At 69.6% G+C, this 16050-nt stretch carries 17 protein-coding genes and 1 tRNA gene; 15 read left to right on the top strand and 3 right to left on the bottom strand.

Features of this window, described 5'->3' with window-relative positions; translation table 11 throughout:
- The first annotated feature begins 5 nt into the window (after positions 1 to 5).
- From CAL11_RS15715 to CAL11_RS15675, 9 genes are all read left to right on the top strand, one after another.
- Positions 6 to 320, top strand: a complete 315-nt coding sequence (locus tag CAL11_RS15715; RefSeq protein ID WP_033465581.1) for an NIPSNAP family protein — start codon at positions 6 to 8, stop codon at positions 318 to 320.
- Positions 321 to 329: 9 nt separating this feature from the next.
- Positions 330 to 1271 carry a 3-hydroxyacyl-CoA dehydrogenase gene (locus CAL11_RS15710; RefSeq protein WP_086093434.1) on the top strand — a complete coding sequence of 314 codons (942 nt, stop codon included), beginning with the start codon at positions 330 to 332 and terminating at the stop codon, positions 1269 to 1271.
- Complete coding sequence (locus CAL11_RS15705; RefSeq protein WP_033465577.1) at positions 1268 to 1792, top strand: TRAP transporter small permease; 525 nt, start codon at positions 1268 to 1270, stop codon at positions 1790 to 1792. The genes CAL11_RS15710 and CAL11_RS15705 overlap by 4 nt, the downstream gene beginning before the upstream one ends.
- Before the next feature lie 2 nt (positions 1793 to 1794).
- Positions 1795 to 3063 carry a TRAP transporter large permease gene (locus CAL11_RS15700; RefSeq protein ID WP_086093433.1) on the top strand — a complete coding sequence of 423 codons (1269 nt, stop codon included), beginning with the start codon at positions 1795 to 1797 and terminating at the stop codon, positions 3061 to 3063.
- 28 nt (positions 3064 to 3091) lie between these two features.
- Positions 3092 to 4075 (top strand): TRAP transporter substrate-binding protein, encoded by a 984-nt coding sequence (locus tag CAL11_RS15695; RefSeq protein ID WP_004568037.1) that lies wholly within the window; start codon positions 3092 to 3094, stop codon positions 4073 to 4075.
- Positions 4072 to 4881, top strand: a complete 810-nt coding sequence (locus tag CAL11_RS15690) for an alpha/beta fold hydrolase (RefSeq protein ID WP_086093432.1) — start codon at positions 4072 to 4074, stop codon at positions 4879 to 4881. The genes CAL11_RS15695 and CAL11_RS15690 overlap by 4 nt, the downstream gene beginning before the upstream one ends.
- Positions 4878 to 5681 (top strand): aspartate dehydrogenase, encoded by an 804-nt coding sequence (locus CAL11_RS15685; protein ID WP_033465569.1) that lies wholly within the window; start codon positions 4878 to 4880, stop codon positions 5679 to 5681. Before CAL11_RS15690 ends, CAL11_RS15685 begins: the two co-directional genes overlap by 4 nt.
- 14 nt (positions 5682 to 5695) lie before the next feature.
- Entirely contained in the window at positions 5696 to 6463 is a 768-nt protein-coding gene (locus CAL11_RS15680; RefSeq protein ID WP_086093431.1) for an SDR family oxidoreductase, read from the top strand.
- 87 nt (positions 6464 to 6550) lie between these two features.
- Positions 6551 to 7189 carry a TetR/AcrR family transcriptional regulator gene (locus CAL11_RS15675; RefSeq protein WP_033465603.1) on the top strand — a complete coding sequence of 213 codons (639 nt, stop codon included), beginning with the start codon at positions 6551 to 6553 and terminating at the stop codon, positions 7187 to 7189.
- 4 nt (positions 7190 to 7193) lie between these two features.
- Here CAL11_RS15675 and CAL11_RS15670 read toward each other — a convergent pair whose 3' ends face one another.
- Positions 7194 to 8147 (bottom strand): LysR family transcriptional regulator, encoded by a 954-nt coding sequence (locus CAL11_RS15670; RefSeq protein ID WP_086094599.1) that lies wholly within the window; start codon positions 8145 to 8147, stop codon positions 7194 to 7196.
- A 111-nt stretch (positions 8148 to 8258) separates the two neighbouring features.
- On the opposite strand from CAL11_RS15670, the gene CAL11_RS15665 reads away from it, so the two are divergent.
- The 6 genes from CAL11_RS15665 (at position 8259) to CAL11_RS15640 (ending at position 13914) form a co-directional block, all read left to right on the top strand.
- Complete coding sequence (locus CAL11_RS15665; protein WP_086093430.1) at positions 8259 to 9383, top strand: ABC transporter substrate-binding protein; 1125 nt, start codon at positions 8259 to 8261, stop codon at positions 9381 to 9383.
- A gap of 10 nt (positions 9384 to 9393) precedes the next feature.
- Entirely contained in the window at positions 9394 to 11034 is a 1641-nt protein-coding gene (locus CAL11_RS15660) for an amidohydrolase (RefSeq protein WP_086093429.1), read from the top strand.
- Positions 11035 to 11036: 2 nt separating this feature from the next.
- Complete coding sequence (locus tag CAL11_RS15655) at positions 11037 to 11864, top strand: ABC transporter permease (RefSeq protein WP_033465561.1); 828 nt, start codon at positions 11037 to 11039, stop codon at positions 11862 to 11864.
- Positions 11861 to 12664: an ABC transporter permease gene (locus CAL11_RS15650; RefSeq protein ID WP_086093428.1), complete on the top strand. Its 804-nt coding sequence runs from the start codon at positions 11861 to 11863 to the stop codon at positions 12662 to 12664. Before CAL11_RS15655 ends, CAL11_RS15650 begins: the two co-directional genes overlap by 4 nt.
- On the top strand, positions 12661 to 13752 hold the full coding sequence (locus CAL11_RS15645; RefSeq protein ID WP_086093427.1) for an ABC transporter ATP-binding protein: 1092 nt from the start codon (positions 12661 to 12663) through the stop codon (positions 13750 to 13752). Before CAL11_RS15650 ends, CAL11_RS15645 begins: the two co-directional genes overlap by 4 nt.
- A gap of 85 nt (positions 13753 to 13837) precedes the next feature.
- Positions 13838 to 13914, top strand: a tRNA-Arg gene (locus tag CAL11_RS15640).
- A gap of 237 nt (positions 13915 to 14151) precedes the next feature.
- Here the strand turns inward: CAL11_RS15640 and CAL11_RS15635 are convergent.
- On the bottom strand, positions 14152 to 15180 hold the full coding sequence (locus CAL11_RS15635; protein ID WP_086093426.1) for an NADH:flavin oxidoreductase: 1029 nt from the start codon (positions 15178 to 15180) through the stop codon (positions 14152 to 14154).
- Complete coding sequence (locus CAL11_RS15630; protein WP_086093425.1) at positions 15177 to 16043, bottom strand: IclR family transcriptional regulator domain-containing protein; 867 nt, start codon at positions 16041 to 16043, stop codon at positions 15177 to 15179. The genes CAL11_RS15635 and CAL11_RS15630 overlap by 4 nt, the downstream gene beginning before the upstream one ends.
- Positions 16044 to 16050: the final 7 nt, after the last annotated feature.

The following is a 16050-nucleotide window of genomic DNA, read 5'->3' as shown; positions in this document are numbered from 1 at the left end:
TTCCTGTGTTTATCGAAGAACGCGATTACCGCATCAAGCCGGGCAAGGCCGGCCTTTTCGTGGCGACCTACGAAGAGCATGGCCTGGCACTGCAGAAGAAGTACCTGGGCCGCTTCCTGGGCTATTTCATGTCCGAGATCGGCGAGCTCAACCATGTGGTGGCCTGGTGGGCCTACGACAGCCTGGATGAGCGCGACGCGGCCCGCTCGCGCATGCTGGCCGATCCCCAGTGGCAGGCGTACCTGGAGCGGGTGACCGACCTGATCGACCTGCAGCAGACCCGCATTCTCAAGCCGGTTTCGTTCTCGCCCATCCAGTAGCAAGCGATCATGAATCACGTAGCAGTAATCGGGGGCGGCATCATTGGCGCCTCCTGGGCCGTTGTGTTCGCGCGCCGCGGGCTGGAAGTGACCGTCGTCGAGCGCGACGCGGCGTGCCTGGCAGGGCTGCCCGCGCGGCTGGCCGGCATGATCGAGCGCAGCGCGTCCCTGCTGCGCGCGGGCGAGCGGCCCGGCGACGTGGCGGCGCGCATCGGCGCGACCGACGAGCTGGCGGCCGCGGTGGGCCGCGCGGATTATGTGCAGGAAGCGGTTTCGGAGAACCTGGCGCTCAAGCGCACGCTGTTCGCCGAACTGGACGCGCTGGCGCCGGATCATGCGCTGCTGGCCAGTTCCACCTCGACCTATGGCGCCAGCCAGTTCACCGAGGCGCTGGCCGGACGCGCGCGCTGCCTGGTCGCGCATCCGATGACGCCGCCGCATCTGTCGCCGGTGGTGGAGATGGCGGCGTCGGCCTGGACCGACCCGCAGGCCCTGGCCGGCGCCGAGGCGTTCATGCGCTCGCTGGGGCAGCATCCGGTGCGCATCAGGAAAGAGATTCCGGGCTTCGTGCTCAACCGGCTGCAAGGCGCCTTGCTGATGGAGATGTTCCGCGTGATCGCCGACGAGGTGATTTCGCCGGCGGACGCCGATGCCCTGATCAGCCAGGGGCTGGGCCTGCGCTGGGCCACGCTGGGCCCGCTGGAGGGGGTGGACCTGAACGCGCCGGGCGGGATCGCCGACTACCTGCAGCGCTATGGCCACATCTTCAATGACATGGCTGCCGGCCAGGGCTTGCCCGCACCGGTCGATGCCGAACTGATCGGCGCGCTGGACCGCTCGATGCGCGCGGCGCTGCCGCTGGAGCGGCTGGAGGCCAAGCGCGGCTGGCGCGATCGCGCCATCGCCGGCGTGCGGGTGGCGCTACACGATTACACAGGGGAAAAACCATGAAACTGATCGGGGCCGTCGATGGCCTGAATCGCCTGGTCTGCTGGCTGATGGCCGGGCTGATGCTGGGCATGACATTGTGCACGCTATGGCAGGTGTCGGTGCGTTTCCTGCTGACCGGGCTGGGCTGGAACGTGGCCGCGCCGTGGAGCGAAGAGGTGTCGCGCTACCTGATGATCTGGATCATCTTTCTGGGCGCCGGCGTGGCCTGCCGCAAGGCGCAGCTGATCGCGCTGGAGCTGGTGGTGACGCTGCTGCCCGCGCCGCTGGGGCGCGCGCTGCGCTTTGCCGCGCTGCTGGGCTGCCTGGCGTTCTTCACGCTGATGATCTACCTGGGCCTGGAGTTCATGGAGTTCGGCGCGATCGAGACCAGCCCCGTGCTGTCCATGCCCAAGACCTGGATCTATCTGGCCATGCCGGTGGGTTTCGGACTGATGTTCCTCAATACCGCGACGCTGATCGTCGAATGCCTGTCACAGGGTATCGACATCCGCCACGCCGGCCAGCCAGAACCCCAGGAGTAATCATGCTTTCAGCCGTTGTTCTGCTGTTGCTGCTGTTCGCCGCCAGCATCCCCGTGGCCCTGAGCCTGGGCATCGCGCCGCTGCCGGCGCTGCTGGCGCGCGACGTGCCGCTGCTGGCCGTGCCGCAGACCATGTTCGAGTCGATGGACTCGTTCGCGCTGATGGCCGTACCGTTCTTCGTGCTGGCCGGGCGCCTGATGCAGACCGGCGGCATCGCCGGGCGGCTGATGGACCTGGGCCTGGCCCTGATCGGCTGGGTCAAGGGTGGCCTGGGCGGCGCCGCGGTGCTGACTACCATGTTCTTCTCGACCATCTGCGGTTCGTCCTCGGCCACCACCGCGGCCATCGGCTCGGTGATGATTCCCGAGATGGAACGGCGCGGCTATCCGCGTCCGTTCGCCGCGTCGGTGGTGGCTTCCAGCGGCGAGCTGGGGGTGATCCTGCCGCCGTCGGTGCCGATGATCATCTACGCGATGCTGACCGGCACGTCGGTGGCGCAGATGTTCGTGGCCGGCATCCTGCCGGGCCTGCTGATCGGCCTGTCGCTGATCATCACCATCCTGATCATGTCGCGCCTGGGCGATTACGGCGGTTCGCAGCGCGTGAGCGTGGGCGAGTGGGCGCTCAATGTCTGGCGCGCGCTGCGCCGGGCCAGCCTGTCGCTGCTGATGCCGGTGATCATCCTGGGCGGCATCTACGGCGGCCTGTTCACCGCCACCGAGGCGGCGGTCGTGGCGGTGGCCTACACCTTCGTGGTCAGCGTGTTCATCTACCGCGAGATCAAGTGGAAAGACCTGCCCGAGATCTTCTGGTCGTCGGCGGTGACCTCCGGCATCGTGCTGCTGATCGTGGGTTTCGCGTCGGTGTTCGCCTACGTGCTGTCGCTGTACCAGGCGCCGCAGCAGGTGGCCGCGCTGTTGCTGGGCGTGTCCGACAACCCGCTGGTGTTCCTGCTGCTGGTCAACATCGCCCTGCTGGTGGTGGGCCTGTTCATGGAGACTTTCGCGGCGATCCTGATCCTGGCCCCGGTGCTGGCGCCGGTGGCCGTCAGCCTGGGCATCGATCCGGTGCACTTCGGGCTGATCGTGATCGTCAACCTGGCGGTGGGCATGGTCACGCCGCCGGTCGGGGTCAACCTGTTCCTGGTGTGCGGCATCGCCCGCGTGTCGATGGAGCGCCTGATGCGGCCGCTGTCGGTATTCCTGGGCGTGCTGCTGCTGGACCTGATGATCATCACCTACGGGCCGGTGCTGTACGCCCGCCTTTTCTGAACCCTGTCACTTCCCAAGGAAGCGCAACATGAACGTCGTGAAATCCCTGTTTGCCGCGCTCGCACTGGCCGGCGCATCGTTCGGCGCCAGCGCCGAGCCCATCCAGATCAATATCGGCCACGCGCTGGGCGACACCAGCTCGTACCAGGTGGCCGGCCTGCATTTCGCCGAGCTGATGAAGCAGAAGGTGGGCGACAAGGTCAAGGTCACGCTGTATCCGTCCGGCGGCCTGGGCGGCGAGCTCAAGCTGGTGCAGGGCGCGCGCACCGGCGTGGTCGACGCCATGATCATCGCCCAGGCCTCGCTGGAGAACACGGTGCGCGAGTACCGCGTGCTGTCGCTGCCGTACCTGTTCACCGATTACGAAGAAGCCAACCGCATCATGCAGGGCCCGGTGGGCGATCGCCTGCTGGACGTGCTGCCCAAGTACAACATGGTCGGGCTGGGCTGGGGCGCGGTGTACGCGCGCAGCCTGGCGTCGATGAAGCCGGTTCCCGACCTGGCCGCGATGAAGGGCCTGAAGGTGCGGGTCATCCAGTCGCCGGGCTTTGTCGAAGCCTATCGCGCCCTGGGTTCGCAGCCCACGCCGACCGCCTATGCCGAACTGTTCCTCAGCCTGCAGAACGGCGTGGTGGACGCCGCCGAGCTGAGCCCCGACCAGACCGTGGCCGATGGCTTTGCCGAAGTGATCAAGTATTACTCGGTGACCGCGGCCCACCAGCTGCCCAGCCTGTTCATCATCTCCAAGGCCAAGTTCGACCGCCTGCCCGAGGACGTGCGCAAGGCCGTCGAGGAAGCGGGTCGCGAATCCATGCAGGTGGCGGTGAAGTTCCAGGACCAGAAGCTGGCCGAGGCGTTCGACGTGCTCAAGCAGCGCGGCGTGCAGGTGCAGTACCCCGACCAGGCGCCGCTGCGCGAGGCCGCCCGTGGCGCGTGGGACCAGATCGCCAAGGCAGCGCCCGGGGGCGAGCAGTTCCTGGTTGAAATCGAAGCGGCCCGCGCGGCCAAGTGATCCGGCCGCGCATGACGGACTTCACCGTAAACCTGCCTGACGGCGCGCGCCTGGCCGCGCGCGAGACGGGTGCGGGCGATGCCGTGCTGCTGGTCAGCGGACTGGGCGGCACGGGCGCTTTCTGGGCGCCGGTGGCGGCCGGCCTGCAGGGAAAGCGCTGCCTGGCGTTCGACCAGCGCGGCGTGGCCGGCTCCACGCGCGGCGAGGCCGCGGTGGACATCGCCCGGCTGGCCGCCGACGCCTGGGCCGTGCTGGATGCGCGCGGCATCGAACGCGCCCATTTGGTGGGGCATTCGACCGGCGGCTGCATCGTGCAGGAGATGGCCCTGTCGGCGCCCGCGCGGGCGGTCAGCCTGGTGCTGGGCGGCACCTGGGGCGGGCGCAACGCCTATATGCAGTCGCTGTTCGCCATGCGGGCGGCGCTGCTGCAGGCCTCGCCGGCGCTGTACGAGCAGGCGGGCGCCTATCTGTCGTATCCGGCCGCCTGGCTGCTGGCCCATCCCGGGGCCGTGCCGGCGGAGGTGCCGCCATGGCCCGCCCAGCGCGTGGCCGTGGTGCGCGAGCGCATCGCCGCCCTGTTGGCGTACGATCGCCTTGACGACCTGCCGCGGCTGGACGTGCCCGCGCTGGTGCTGGGCGCGCGCGACGACCAGATCGTGCCGTTCGCGCTGCAGCAGCAGCTGGCGCGCGCGCTGCCGCGGGCGCTGTTGCGCCCGCTGGAGCATGGCGGCCATTTCTTTCCCATTGTGCGCGGCGCCGATTACATCGCCGCGCTGCTCGACTGGCTTGGACATCACTCCCCATGACGCATCGCATTGCATTCATCGGCCTGGGCGCCATTGCTTCGGACGTGGCCGCCGGCCTGCTGGCCGATGCCGCGCAGCCGTGCCAGCTGGCGGCGCTGACGCGCGCCGCCGCGGACCTGCCGCCCGCGCTGGCCGGGCGCGTCACCTTGCTGGACTCGCTGTCCGACCTGCTGGCCTGGCGTCCCGACCTAGTGGTCGAGGCGGCCGGCCAGCAGGCGATTGCCGAGCACGCCGAGGGCTGCCTGAAGGCCGGCCTGGACATGATCATCTGCTCGGCCGGCGCGCTGGCCGATGACGCGCTGCGCGCGCGCCTGATCGCCGCGGCCGAGGCCGGCGGCGCCCGTATCCGCGTGCCGGCCGGGGCGATCGCCGGCCTGGACTACCTGCAGGCCGTGGCGGGCCGCGACGACGCCGAAGTGGTGTACGAGTCGCGCAAGCCCGTGGCGGCCTGGCGCGCCGAACTGCCCGGCATGGGCATCGATCCGGATACGCTGGCCGAAAGCCGCACGCTGTTCAGCGGACCGGCGCGCGAGGCGGCGCTGCGCTTTCCCAAGAACCTGAACGTGGCGGCCACGCTGGCGCTGGCCGGCATCGGCATGACGCGCACGCGCGTGGAGGTGGTGGTCGACCCGCGGGCGCGCGGCAACCAGCACCGCATCCAGGTGCGCAGCCCGCTGGGCGAGATGCAGATCGAGCTGGTCAACGCGCCGTCGCCGGCCAATCCCAAGACTTCATGGCTGGTGGCGCAAAGCGTGCTGGCCACGATCCGCCGCCATCTGGCGCGCTTTACCATCGGCTGAGCCGGGAGCAGGACATGACGCAACGTTTATCCGGCAAGGTCGCCATCGTGACCGGCGCGGGGTCGGGAATCGGCGAGGCCACGGCCCGCCTGATGGCGCGCGAGGGCGCGGTCGTGGTGGTGGCCGACAAGGCGATCGAGGCCGCCGAACGCGTCGCGCAGGCCATCGCCGCCGAGGGCGGGCGCGCCGAGGCGCGCCAGACCGACGTGGGGCAGGCGCAGTCGGTGCGCGCCCTGGTCGACGCCGTGACGGCGCGCTGGGAGCGCATCGACGTGCTGGTCAACAACGCCGGCTATGGTATCGCCGCCACGGTGGTCGACACCGACGAGGCCGACTGGTCGGCGCTGATGCGCGTCAACGTCGACGGCGTGTTCCTGGGCTGCAAGTACGTCATCCCGATCATGCAGCGCCAGGGGGCTGGCGTGATCGTCAATACGGCATCGGCGGGCGCGCTGGTGGGCTTGCGCCAGCGCGCCGCGTATTGCGCCTCCAAGGGCGCGGTGGCGGCGCTGACGCGCGCCATGGCGCTGGACCATGCCACCGAGGGTATCCGCATCAACTGCGTGGCGCCGGGCACGATCGAGTCGCCGTATTTCCGCGAGATCTACGCGCGCAGCGACGACCCCGATGCCTTGCGCGCCAGCCTGGCGGCGCGCCAGCCCATGAACCGCCTCGGCCAGCCCGAGGAAGTGGCGCGCGCCATCGTTTTCCTGGCCAGCGACGACGCCTCGTTCGCCACCGGCAGCACGCTGGTGCTCGACGGCGGCCTGACGGCGGCGTAGCCGAGGGCGCGCAACAGGCCCTAGAATGCACTGTTTGCCGTGGCGCGGCGGGCCGCCCGGCATGACATCGAAGGAGGCAAGAACACGGTGAAGGCAACCCCGGCTCAGGTTCCCATGAAAGAGCGCATCAAGGAAGTCGCCACCGATATGCTGATCGCGCACGGCAGCTCGGGCTTTCGGTTCCAGCAGATCGCCCAGGCGCTCGATTGCACGCGCGGCAATATCCACTATCACTACCGGCACAAGCATGAGCTGGTGGAAGACGTCACGATCGAGTATTGCCAGCGCACGATCGGCCATTTCGACCAGATCTGGCTGTCGGACTCCACGCTGTCGCAGAAGATCCAGCTCAGCATGCAGTTCAACGAGATGCGCTATCTCAAGCGCAACCCGCAGGGCGACACCAGCCATCCCTGGAGCCTGATCGCCCGCATGCGCCTGGAAAGCGCGCTGATCACGCCGGCGGCGCGCGAGGCGCTGGCGCGCTATTCGCACGAGCTGCAGCGCAGCGTGGTGGCGGGGGTGCGCCGTGCGGTGGAAAAGGGCGAATTGCAGCCCGATACCCCGGTGGAAATGGTGGCCCTGCCCATCATCGAGATGGCCAACAGCGCCGATCCGATCACCCGCGACGCGGGCCGCTTCGACCGCCTGCGCCAGATGTACCAGGCCGTCGACCGCCTGATCCACGACGCCTACGGGATGGCTCGGCACAAGCCGGCGCCTTGAGCGACTAGGCCTGGAAGCTGTCGGGCCGCGCCTGCAGCACGACCGCCCGGTACGCGTCGAGCAGCAGCTCGGCGTGGCGCGTGAGCGGGCGCAGGCGCGAGCGCACGATGCGCGAGTGCACCGGCAGCGCCGGCAGGAAGGGCTTGATGACGAAACCGCCGGCGCCAAAGGGCGCGATGGCGGCCGGCTCGACCAGCCCCACGCCCACGCCGGCGCGTATCAGCGCCAGCAGGGCCGCCGACGAGGTCACTTCCACGGCCACCGGCATGCGCACGCCGGCCGCGGCGAAGGCCGTCTCCAGCATGGCGCCGAAGTTGGTCTGCGGCCCGTAGGAAAGAAAGGTCTCGTTCTTCAGGTCGTGCGCGGCGACATGCGGCAGGCCGGCATAGCGGTGGCCGGCCGGCGCCACGCACACCACGTGCTGCAGGCCCAGGTCTTCATTGAGGGTGGACACCGACGGCGTGATGTCGTGCACCAGCCCGAAATCGGCCTGGCCGCTCTGCACGCGTTCGACGATGGGCTGGTTGGCCAGGATCTCGACCGTGACCGTGATGCCCTGGTAGCGCTCGCGCAGCCGCTTGATGGCCTGCGGCAGGAAGGTCGTGGCCTGCGTCGGGATGGCGGCCACGTTGACGTGGCCCGTGTCCGGGTCGGCCAGGCTGTCGATCTGGCGCTGCACCACCCCGTAGGCGCCGTAGAGCTGCTCGACGCTGTCCTGCAGCCCCTGCGCGTGCGGCGTGGGCACCAGCCGCTGGTGCTGGCGCTCGAACAGGCGCAGCCCGGTGTCGTCCTCGAGCTGGCGCAGCATCTTGCTGGCGGCCGATTGCGTCATGCCCATCAGCCGGGCGGCGCGCGAGACCGAGCCGGTGATCATGATTGCATGGAATACGCCCAGTTGCGCAAAGCTGGGCTCGTGCAGCGCCTTGGGCTTGGCCAGGCCGACGGGTAAGGGTGGCATCAAGGGGAGACCTAGGGATAGTACGGACAGGTGCAAAACTCATATATTGCATGAAGCCGGCCCGGTCATCACTATGGTTTTTCCCCAAGTTCCCATGCGAGGACGCATACCATGAAGATGTCTGTACCGCAGGATGGCTGGCTGGCCGACGCCGCCGAACTGGCGCTGCAATCCCCTGGACTGACGTCGGCGCGCCGGCGCCAGCTGCTGGGCATGCTGGGCGCGGCAGGGCTGGCGTCGCTGGCGCCCATGCGGCCCGCGGCGGCCGCCGCCGACCGTATCGTCGTGTGCAACTGGGGCGGCGACGCCATCAAGAACCAGCCGCTGGTGTGGGGCAAGCCGTACGAGAAGGCCACCGGCACCAAGGTCGAGTTCGACGGCACGGGGCCGTCGTTCGGCAAGATCCGCACCATGGTCGAGTCCAGGAACGTGGTGTGGGACGTGTGCGACGCCAACCTGGCCGCGGGCCACTCGCTGGGCAAGCGCGGCTACCTGGAACCCATCGACTACAGCGTGGTCGATCGCGACAAGGTGCGCCCGGGCTTCAGCAGCGAGTTCGGCGTCTCGCATTTCATCTACAGCTTCGTGCTGACCTACGACAAGAAGGCCTTTGGCGACCGTCCGCCGCGCACCTGGGCCGACTTCTGGAACACCAAGGACTTCCCGGGCATGCGCATCCTGCCCGACCGGGTGCTGGCCACGCTGGAGGCGGCCCTGATGGCCGACGGCGTGCCGGCCGACGCGTCCCAGCTGTACCCCATCGACGAGCGGCGCGCGCTGGACAAGATCGCCGCCATCAAGGACAAGACCATTTTCTGGAAGACCGGCGCCGAGAGCCAGCAGCTGCTGCGCCAGGGCGAGGCCACCATGGGCCTGGTCTGGCATACGCGCGCCACCGTGATGCGCCGCGAACCGGGCTCGACCATCGATTTCACCTGGAACCAGGGCATCCTGATCCCGGCGGGGTGGCTGGTGCCCAAGGGCAACCCGGCCGGCCGCAAGGTGTTCGATTTCATCGCGTCGACGCAGTCGCCCGAAAGCCAGATCGAACTGCTGCGCCTGATGGGCAACGGCCCGGCCAACCCGGCGGCCAACGCGCTGGTGCCGCCCGAACTGCGCCAGGACAACCCGACCGACGAAGACAACTTCCGCCAGCAGGTGGTGGCCAACTACACCTGGCATGGCGATAACCAGGACCGCATCTACAACGAGTACGTCAAGGTGATCACGGGCTGAGCAACGCACCATGTCGATGTACGCGGATTTGGTATTGCATGGCGGCAGGATCGCCACGCTGGATGACAGGCTGGAGCAGGCCCAGGCGGTGGCGATCGCCGCCGGCCGCATCATCGCGGTGGGCTCGGACATGGAGTGTCTGGCGCTGGCCGGTCCGGGCACGCGCCGCATCGGGCTGGGCGGCGCGCGCGTGATGCCGGGCATCAACGACAGCCATTGCCACCCGGACGGCCAGGCGGTCAAGGCCGGCCGCTGGGACGACGTATCGCAGGTGGCGACGCAGCAGGCGCTTCTGGCGCGCATCGCCGATTTCCACCGGCGCATGCCGGCCGGCGCCTGGTACCTGGGTTTTCGCTTCGACGATACGCACAGCGGCGGCTATCCGGCGCGCCAGGCGCTCGAACAGGCGGCGCCCGGCCGGCCGGTGTTCCTGCTGCGCCGCGATGCGCAGGTGGGGCTGGCCAGCGCGCCGGCCCTGGCCGCGCTGCTGGCCGGCGGCCTGGCGGCGCAGGTGCCGCCGCATTGCCTGGACGCCGCGACCGGCCTGGCGCGCGGGCGCGGCGTGTTCGCCTTCACCACCCATATCGCCGCCGCCGACAGCCTGGACGACTACCTGGAGGGCTTCCCGACGCTGTTCGCGGAAATGGGGCGCATGGGCATCACCAGCGTCCACAACGCCCTGACCAGCGCGCTGGCGGTGCAGGCCTACCGCGCGCTGCACGGCGCGGGCCGCCTGCCGGTGCGCGTGGGCATGATGCTCAACGGCCGCGACCAGCGGCTGGTGGACGAGACGCTGGCGGCCGGGCTGCGCTTTGGCGCGGGCGACGACCAGCTGTACCTGCTGGGCGTGGAGTACGGCTCGGATGGCAGCACGAGCGGCCGCACGGCGGCCTACTACCAGCCCTATGTGGGCGAGGAGGGGGGCGATGGCCGGCCGGCCAACCGCGGCGACGTGAATTTCTCCGCCGAGGACCTGGCCGCCAAGGTCGGGCGCGTGATGGCGGCGGGCCTGCAGGCGGCCGCCACCGGCAACGGCGACCGCGGCATCGACTTCGCGCTGGACGCCTTCGAGCAGGGCCTGCGAGCCCACCCCGGCGCGGTGCCGCCGCGCATCGAGCATTGCTGCTGCGCGCCGCCGGCCATCCAGCAGCGCATGGCGGCGCTAGGCGTGATCGACTCGTCGGCGGCGGGCTTCGCCTACAACCTGGGCGACGCCTATCTGCGCAATCGCCCGGGCGAGGAAATGGCCTGGATGTGGCCGCACCGCGACATGCTGGACCGCGGGGTGCTGGTCTGCGCGCACTCCGACGCGCCGGTGTGCGAGCGCAATCCGTTCCTGGGCATGTGGTCCATGGTGACGCGCAAGACCGCGTCGGGCGCCAGCCTGGGCGCCGGGCAGGCCATCACGCCGCTGGAGGCGATGCGCTGCTATACCGCCAATCCGGCGCGCGCCGAGGGCCAGTCCGCGCGCAAGGGCACGCTCAGCCCCGGCAAGCTGGCCGACCTGATCGTGCTGGACCGCGATCCCTGCGCCGTCGACCCGGACGAGATCCGCCATACGCAGGTGCTGGCCACCCTGGTGGGCGGCCAGGCCACCTATCGCGCCGCGGGCGCGCCATCCTGGGCGGACGAACTGCCCATGTGGGAGTAACCATGCGACGATCCCTGCCAGCCCTGCTGGTGTTGCCGGCCGCCGTGCTGATAGGCGGGATGTTCCTGCTGCCGGTGCTGCGCATCCTGGCCATCAGCTTCACCGAGCCGCACGCCGGCCTGGGCAATTACGCGGCGCTGTTCACCGAGCCGCTGTACCTGAAGATCATGGCGACCACGGCGCGCATCTGCGCCTGGACCACGCTGATCGCGCTGGCCCTGGGCTATGTGCTGGCCTACGTGATGGCCAATTCGTCGCCGCGCATGCGCAGCTGGATGACCATCGGCCTGCTGGTGCCGTTCTGGCTGTCGGTGCTGGTGCGCGCCTTCGCCTGGGTGCTGCTGCTGGCCAGGGAAGGGCCGGTCAACGCCACGCTGATGGCGCTGGGCGTGATCGACAGCCCGCTGGCGCTGCTGCGCAACGAAACCGGGGTGCTGATCGGCATGGTCCATTACATGATTCCCTATGCCGTGCTGCCCATGCTGACCAACATGCTGGGCATCGACCGCTCGCTGATGGCGGCCGCGCGGGCGCTGGGCGCCGGGCCGGTGGCGACCTTCCTGCGCGTCTACCTGCCGCTGTCGCTGCCGGGCGTGCTGGCCGCCGGCGTGCTGGTGTTCATCTTTTCGCTCGGGTTCTTCATTACGCCCGCGCTGCTTGGAGGAGGCAAGACCGTGATGGTGGCGCAATACATAGAATTCGGTATCAGCGAGACCATGAACTGGGGCATCTCGACCGCCTTCGCGGCCACGCTGCTGGTGGCGGTGGTCATGAGCCTGGTGCTGGTGTCGCGCGTGGTGCGCGTGCCGTCTCTGTTCGGTGCGCCATGAGCGTGCGTCCCTCGTGGTGGTTCGCCGCGGCGGCGGTGGTGGCGGCGCTGGTGCTGGGCTTTCTGTTCCTGCCGGCGCTGGTCGTGATCCCGGTGTCGTTCACCGACCGCTCCTATCTGTCGTTTCCGGCCGAGTCGTGGTCGTGGCAGCACTACCGCCAACTGGTCGACAGCCCGGTGTGGCGCGGCAGCCTGCTGCAAAGCGTGGGGGTGTCGGCGGTGTCCACGCTGGCGGCCACCGTGCTGGGCGCGGCCGCGGCCATCGGCGCATGGCGGCTGGGCGCGCGGCTGGGGGCGCTGGTGCGCCTGCTGGCGCTGCTGCCGCTGATCGTGCCGACCATCGTGGGCGCGCTGGCGTACTACCGCCTGTACATCGACCTGGGCCTGCTCGACACCTTCACGGGGGTGGTCATCGCCCACGTCGTGGCCGCCATGCCCTTCGTATTCGTCTCGGTCGGTTCGGCGCTGGCCAACTTCGATCCGCGCCTGGAGCAGGCCGCGCGCTCGATGGGCGCGCGGCCCTGGCAGGTGCTGTGGCGCATCACCCTGCCGGGCGTGCGCAGCGGACTGATCTCGGGCGCCATCTTCGCCTTCATCGTGTCGTGGGACGAACTGGTGGTGCTGCTGTTCGTGACGACCCGCAACGTCTACCTGCTGCCGCGCGCCATGTGGGACGGCATCAACGAAAACGTCGACCCCTCGATCGCGGCGGTGGCGACGCTGATGATCGTCATCACCTTCATCTGCCTGTGCGCCGAACGGCTGCTGGCCCACCATCGACAAAAACAGGAGCTGTCATGACTGCTGCGGCCACCACGCCGACGCCCTTGCTGCGCGTGCGCGCGCTGAACAAGCGCTTTGGCGCATTCCAGGCGCTGCGCGGCGTCGATTTCGAACTGGGCGCGGGCGAGTTCCTGACCTTGCTCGGCCCGTCCGGTTCGGGCAAGACGACCACGCTGATGTCGATCGCCGGGTTCGTCGCCCCGACCTCCGGCGACATTCTCTACCAGGGCGCCTCGATCACCGGGCAGGCGCCCGAGGCGCGCGGCTTCGGCATGGTGTTCCAGGGCTATGCGCTGTTTCCCCACATGACAGTGGAGCAGAACGTGCGCTTTCCGCTGGCGATACGCGGCGTCGGCCGCGAGCAGGCGCGCCGGCGCGCCCAGCAGGCGCTCGAACAGGTGCAGCTGGGCGGCTTCGGCGCGCGCCATCCGCGCCAATTGTCGGGCGGCCAGCAGCAGCGCGTGGCGCTGGCCCGCGCGCTGGTCTACGATCCGCGCATCCTGCTGCTGGACGAGCCGCTGTCGGCGCTGGACAAGAAGCTGCGCGCCGACCTGCAATGGGAGCTGCGCAAGCTGAACAAGGAGTCCGGCGCCTCGTTCCTGTACGTGACGCACGACCAGGAGGAGGCGCTGTCCATGTCCGACCGGATCGCCATCTTCAACGAAGGCGGCATTGCCCAGATCGGCTCGCCCACGGAACTCTACGAGCGGCCGGCCAATCTGTTCGTGGCGGGTTTCCTGGGCCGCAGCAATGTGCTGGCCGGCAAGGTGCGCCAGGCCGGCGCCGACGGCGTGGCGGTCGAATACGAGGGCGGCGTGCTGGAGGTGCCGAAGCCGCGGCGCCAGTATGCGCCGGGCGAGGCCGTCAGCCTGGTGGTGCGGCCGCACCAGATGCGCCTGGACGCCGCCGGACGCCAGGGGCTGGCCGCCAAGGTGGAGGCCATCAGCTATGCGGGCAACCTGATGAACTACCTGTTGCGCACTCCGCGCGGCACGGCGTTGTTCGCCGAGGCGGTGGCCGGCGCCGGCGCGGCCCTGCGCCAGGGCGATTCCGTATCGGTGGGCCTGGACGCGGCGGCGGTCAGCCTGCTGGAGGCCGCCGACTGATCATCCGTCCCCCGCGGGCGAGGCGGGCCGAGGTCACCCGTTTTACAACCTCGAAAAAAGCCTGCTATAATCTTTTTTCTTTACAGCGCCCGTAGCTCAGTTGGATAGAGTACTTGGCTACGAACCAAGGGGTCGTGGGTTCGAATCCTGCCGGGCGCGCCATATTTGCGGTTGCAGTTGCGCTTTTTGCGTCGTTGCAGCCGGCAAGCAGTACCGAAGCGGCTTGAGAATGCATTCTCAAGCCGCTTTTTTGCGCCTGTCCGCGGGACGGATGCCGTTTCGGCGGTCAAGCGTGCATGGCGGGAGCCTGTCCCGGCGGGGACAGGCTCCCTTGCCGCAGGTGTCGCCTGCCATGCGGGGACAGGCGCCTCGCGCCCGGCGGCGGGCCAGCCGCCCGGTTCAATCCAGCAGGGGACGCTGCTCCATGCCAGGCTCGTAGGCGCGCAGGGGTTCGCCCGCCAGGTTGCGAGCCAGCCAGTCGGGGTTGGCCAGGAAGGGGCGGGCCAGCGAGACCAGGTCCGCCTGCGTGGCCGCGAGCGCGGTTTCGCAATCCTGCAGCGTGGCCAGGCCGCCATTGACCATCAGCGCTTTCGGACCGGCCGCGCGCGCCAGCCCGGCCAGCAGTCCGCCCCACGGCTCGGGTTTCAGGACGCGGCGGCTGCTGATGTGCAGGATGTCGGCGCCCGCCTGGCACAGCCGGGCCAGCAGCGCCGCGATCTCGGCGCCGCCGCCGGGCGGCTGATAGCGGTATTCGTCCATCTTGTAGATGGAGTAATTGAATCCGAGCGGCAGCGGGCAGCATCGCCGCACCGCGCGCAGCACGGCCTCGGCGATGCGGACGCGGTCGGCGCCCCATTCGTCGTCGCGCGCGTTGTACGCGCTGAGGAAATCGTTGACCAGGTAGCCGCGGGCGCCGTGGATTTCCACGCCGTCGAATCCCGCGTGATGCGCCAGGCGCGCCGACAGCGCGAAGCCCTCGATGATGCGCTCGATCTCTTCGGCGGTGGCGGCATGGGCCGGCGCATTGGGCTGCCGGGTCTGCCACGACAGCCCCTGCGCCGCTCCATCCACCGGGCCCAGCGGACGGGCGTGCAGGCCCGGCTCGGCCAGCTTGCCGGCATGCTGCAACTGGGCGATGATGCGGCCGCCCTCCTGGTGGACGGCGCGCACGGTGGCGCGCCAATGCTCGGCCTGCGCCTCGCTGGCCAGCCCGGGCTGGTTGAAGTAGGCGCGCGCGGCGGGGCCGGCGGTATAGAGCGCCTCGGTGATGACCAGCCCGGCGCCATGGCGCGCGTAACGGGCATAGTAGGCGGCGGTTTCGGCGGCGGGATGGCCTTGCGCGTCGGCTTGCGTGCGCGACATGGGGGCCACGGCGATACGGTTGCGCAGCGCGATGCCGGCGATGTCGATGGGCGAGAGAATGTTCATGGCTTGGCGGGCAGGCAGGGTTCCCCGCCGGTGGCGGGAAGGGTGGCGGGGCAGGCCGGGCTGCGTTCCATGCGGACGATGCGCGGGCTGTGGTCCACCGACAGCGCCGCGGTCAGGCGGCCCGCGGCGCGGCGCAGCGATTGCAGGTAGCTGCCGCACCACAGGCTTTCGTCGTCGGCCGAGTGCATGCGGCTGACGTTCAGCGCGGCGATCAGCCGGCCGTGCTGGAAGATCGGCACGGACAGTCCGGTGGTATGGTCCTCGACCTCGCCGCAGCTCCATGCGTAGCCGCGCCGCCGGACCTCCTGGATGATGTCGCGCAGGGCGGCCCGCTCGGTCACCGTGCGGGCGGTCAGCGGCCGCAGCTCGGCGCCCTGCAGATAGCTCTCCAATTGTTCCGGGGTGAATCCGGACAGCAGGACTCGCCCGGCCGAATGGCAATACAGGGGAATGCGCGAACCGATCGACAGCCCCTGGCTGAGGGTGCGGTGCAGCGGAATGCGGGCGACGTAGACCAGCTCGCTGCCGTCCAGCGCGGCGATGCTGCAGGTCTGGCGCAGTTCCTCCACCAGCGCCTCCAGCACGGGTTCGGCGAAGCGCCACAAGGGCATGGACGACAGGTAGGCATAGCCCAGCGACAGCACGCGCGGGGTGAGCGCGAAGTGGCGGTCGCCGCAGCGCGCCGCGAAGCCCAGCTCGACCAGGGTCAGCAGCACGCGCCGTGCGGCGGCCCGGCTCAGTCCGGTGCGATAGGCCGCTTCGGCCAGGGTCAGGGCGCGCGCCTCGTTGTTGAACGCCTGGATGATGGCCAGTCCCTTGGCCAGGCCATTGATGAAATAGTCTTCCTGCCGGGATTCAGCCATGGCGTCG

It is taken from the genome of Bordetella genomosp. 6, from assembly GCF_002119705.1.
GTDB classification, from domain to species: domain Bacteria; phylum Pseudomonadota; class Gammaproteobacteria; order Burkholderiales; family Burkholderiaceae_B; genus Bordetella; species Bordetella bronchiseptica_F.
This window is presented reverse-complemented; position numbering and strand designations above follow the sequence as displayed.

Excerpts from the sequence above, each read along its gene's own strand:
- CAL11_RS15635 (WP_086093426.1), bottom strand. The coding sequence starts at position 15,180 with ATGAACATTCTCTCGCCCATCGACATCGCCGGCATCGCGCTGCGCAAC.
- CAL11_RS15645 (WP_086093427.1), top strand. The coding sequence starts at position 12,661 with ATGACTGCTGCGGCCACCACGCCGACGCCCTTGCTGCGCGTGCGCGCG.
- CAL11_RS15700 (WP_086093433.1), top strand. The coding sequence starts at position 1,795 with ATGCTTTCAGCCGTTGTTCTGCTGTTGCTGCTGTTCGCCGCCAGCATC.
- CAL11_RS15685 (WP_033465569.1), top strand. The coding sequence starts at position 4,878 with ATGACGCATCGCATTGCATTCATCGGCCTGGGCGCCATTGCTTCGGAC.
- CAL11_RS15650 (WP_086093428.1), top strand. The coding sequence starts at position 11,861 with ATGAGCGTGCGTCCCTCGTGGTGGTTCGCCGCGGCGGCGGTGGTGGCG.
- CAL11_RS15665 (WP_086093430.1), top strand. The coding sequence starts at position 8,259 with ATGAAGATGTCTGTACCGCAGGATGGCTGGCTGGCCGACGCCGCCGAA.
- CAL11_RS15630 (WP_086093425.1), bottom strand. The coding sequence starts at position 16,043 with ATGGCTGAATCCCGGCAGGAAGACTATTTCATCAATGGCCTGGCCAAG.
- CAL11_RS15670 (WP_086094599.1), bottom strand. The coding sequence starts at position 8,147 with ATGCCACCCTTACCCGTCGGCCTGGCCAAGCCCAAGGCGCTGCACGAG.
- CAL11_RS15680 (WP_086093431.1), top strand. The coding sequence starts at position 5,696 with ATGACGCAACGTTTATCCGGCAAGGTCGCCATCGTGACCGGCGCGGGG.
- CAL11_RS15705 (WP_033465577.1), top strand. The coding sequence starts at position 1,268 with ATGAAACTGATCGGGGCCGTCGATGGCCTGAATCGCCTGGTCTGCTGG.
- CAL11_RS15660 (WP_086093429.1), top strand. The coding sequence starts at position 9,394 with ATGTCGATGTACGCGGATTTGGTATTGCATGGCGGCAGGATCGCCACG.
- CAL11_RS15655 (WP_033465561.1), top strand. The coding sequence starts at position 11,037 with ATGCGACGATCCCTGCCAGCCCTGCTGGTGTTGCCGGCCGCCGTGCTG.
- CAL11_RS15710 (WP_086093434.1), top strand. The coding sequence starts at position 330 with ATGAATCACGTAGCAGTAATCGGGGGCGGCATCATTGGCGCCTCCTGG.
- CAL11_RS15695 (WP_004568037.1), top strand. The coding sequence starts at position 3,092 with ATGAACGTCGTGAAATCCCTGTTTGCCGCGCTCGCACTGGCCGGCGCA.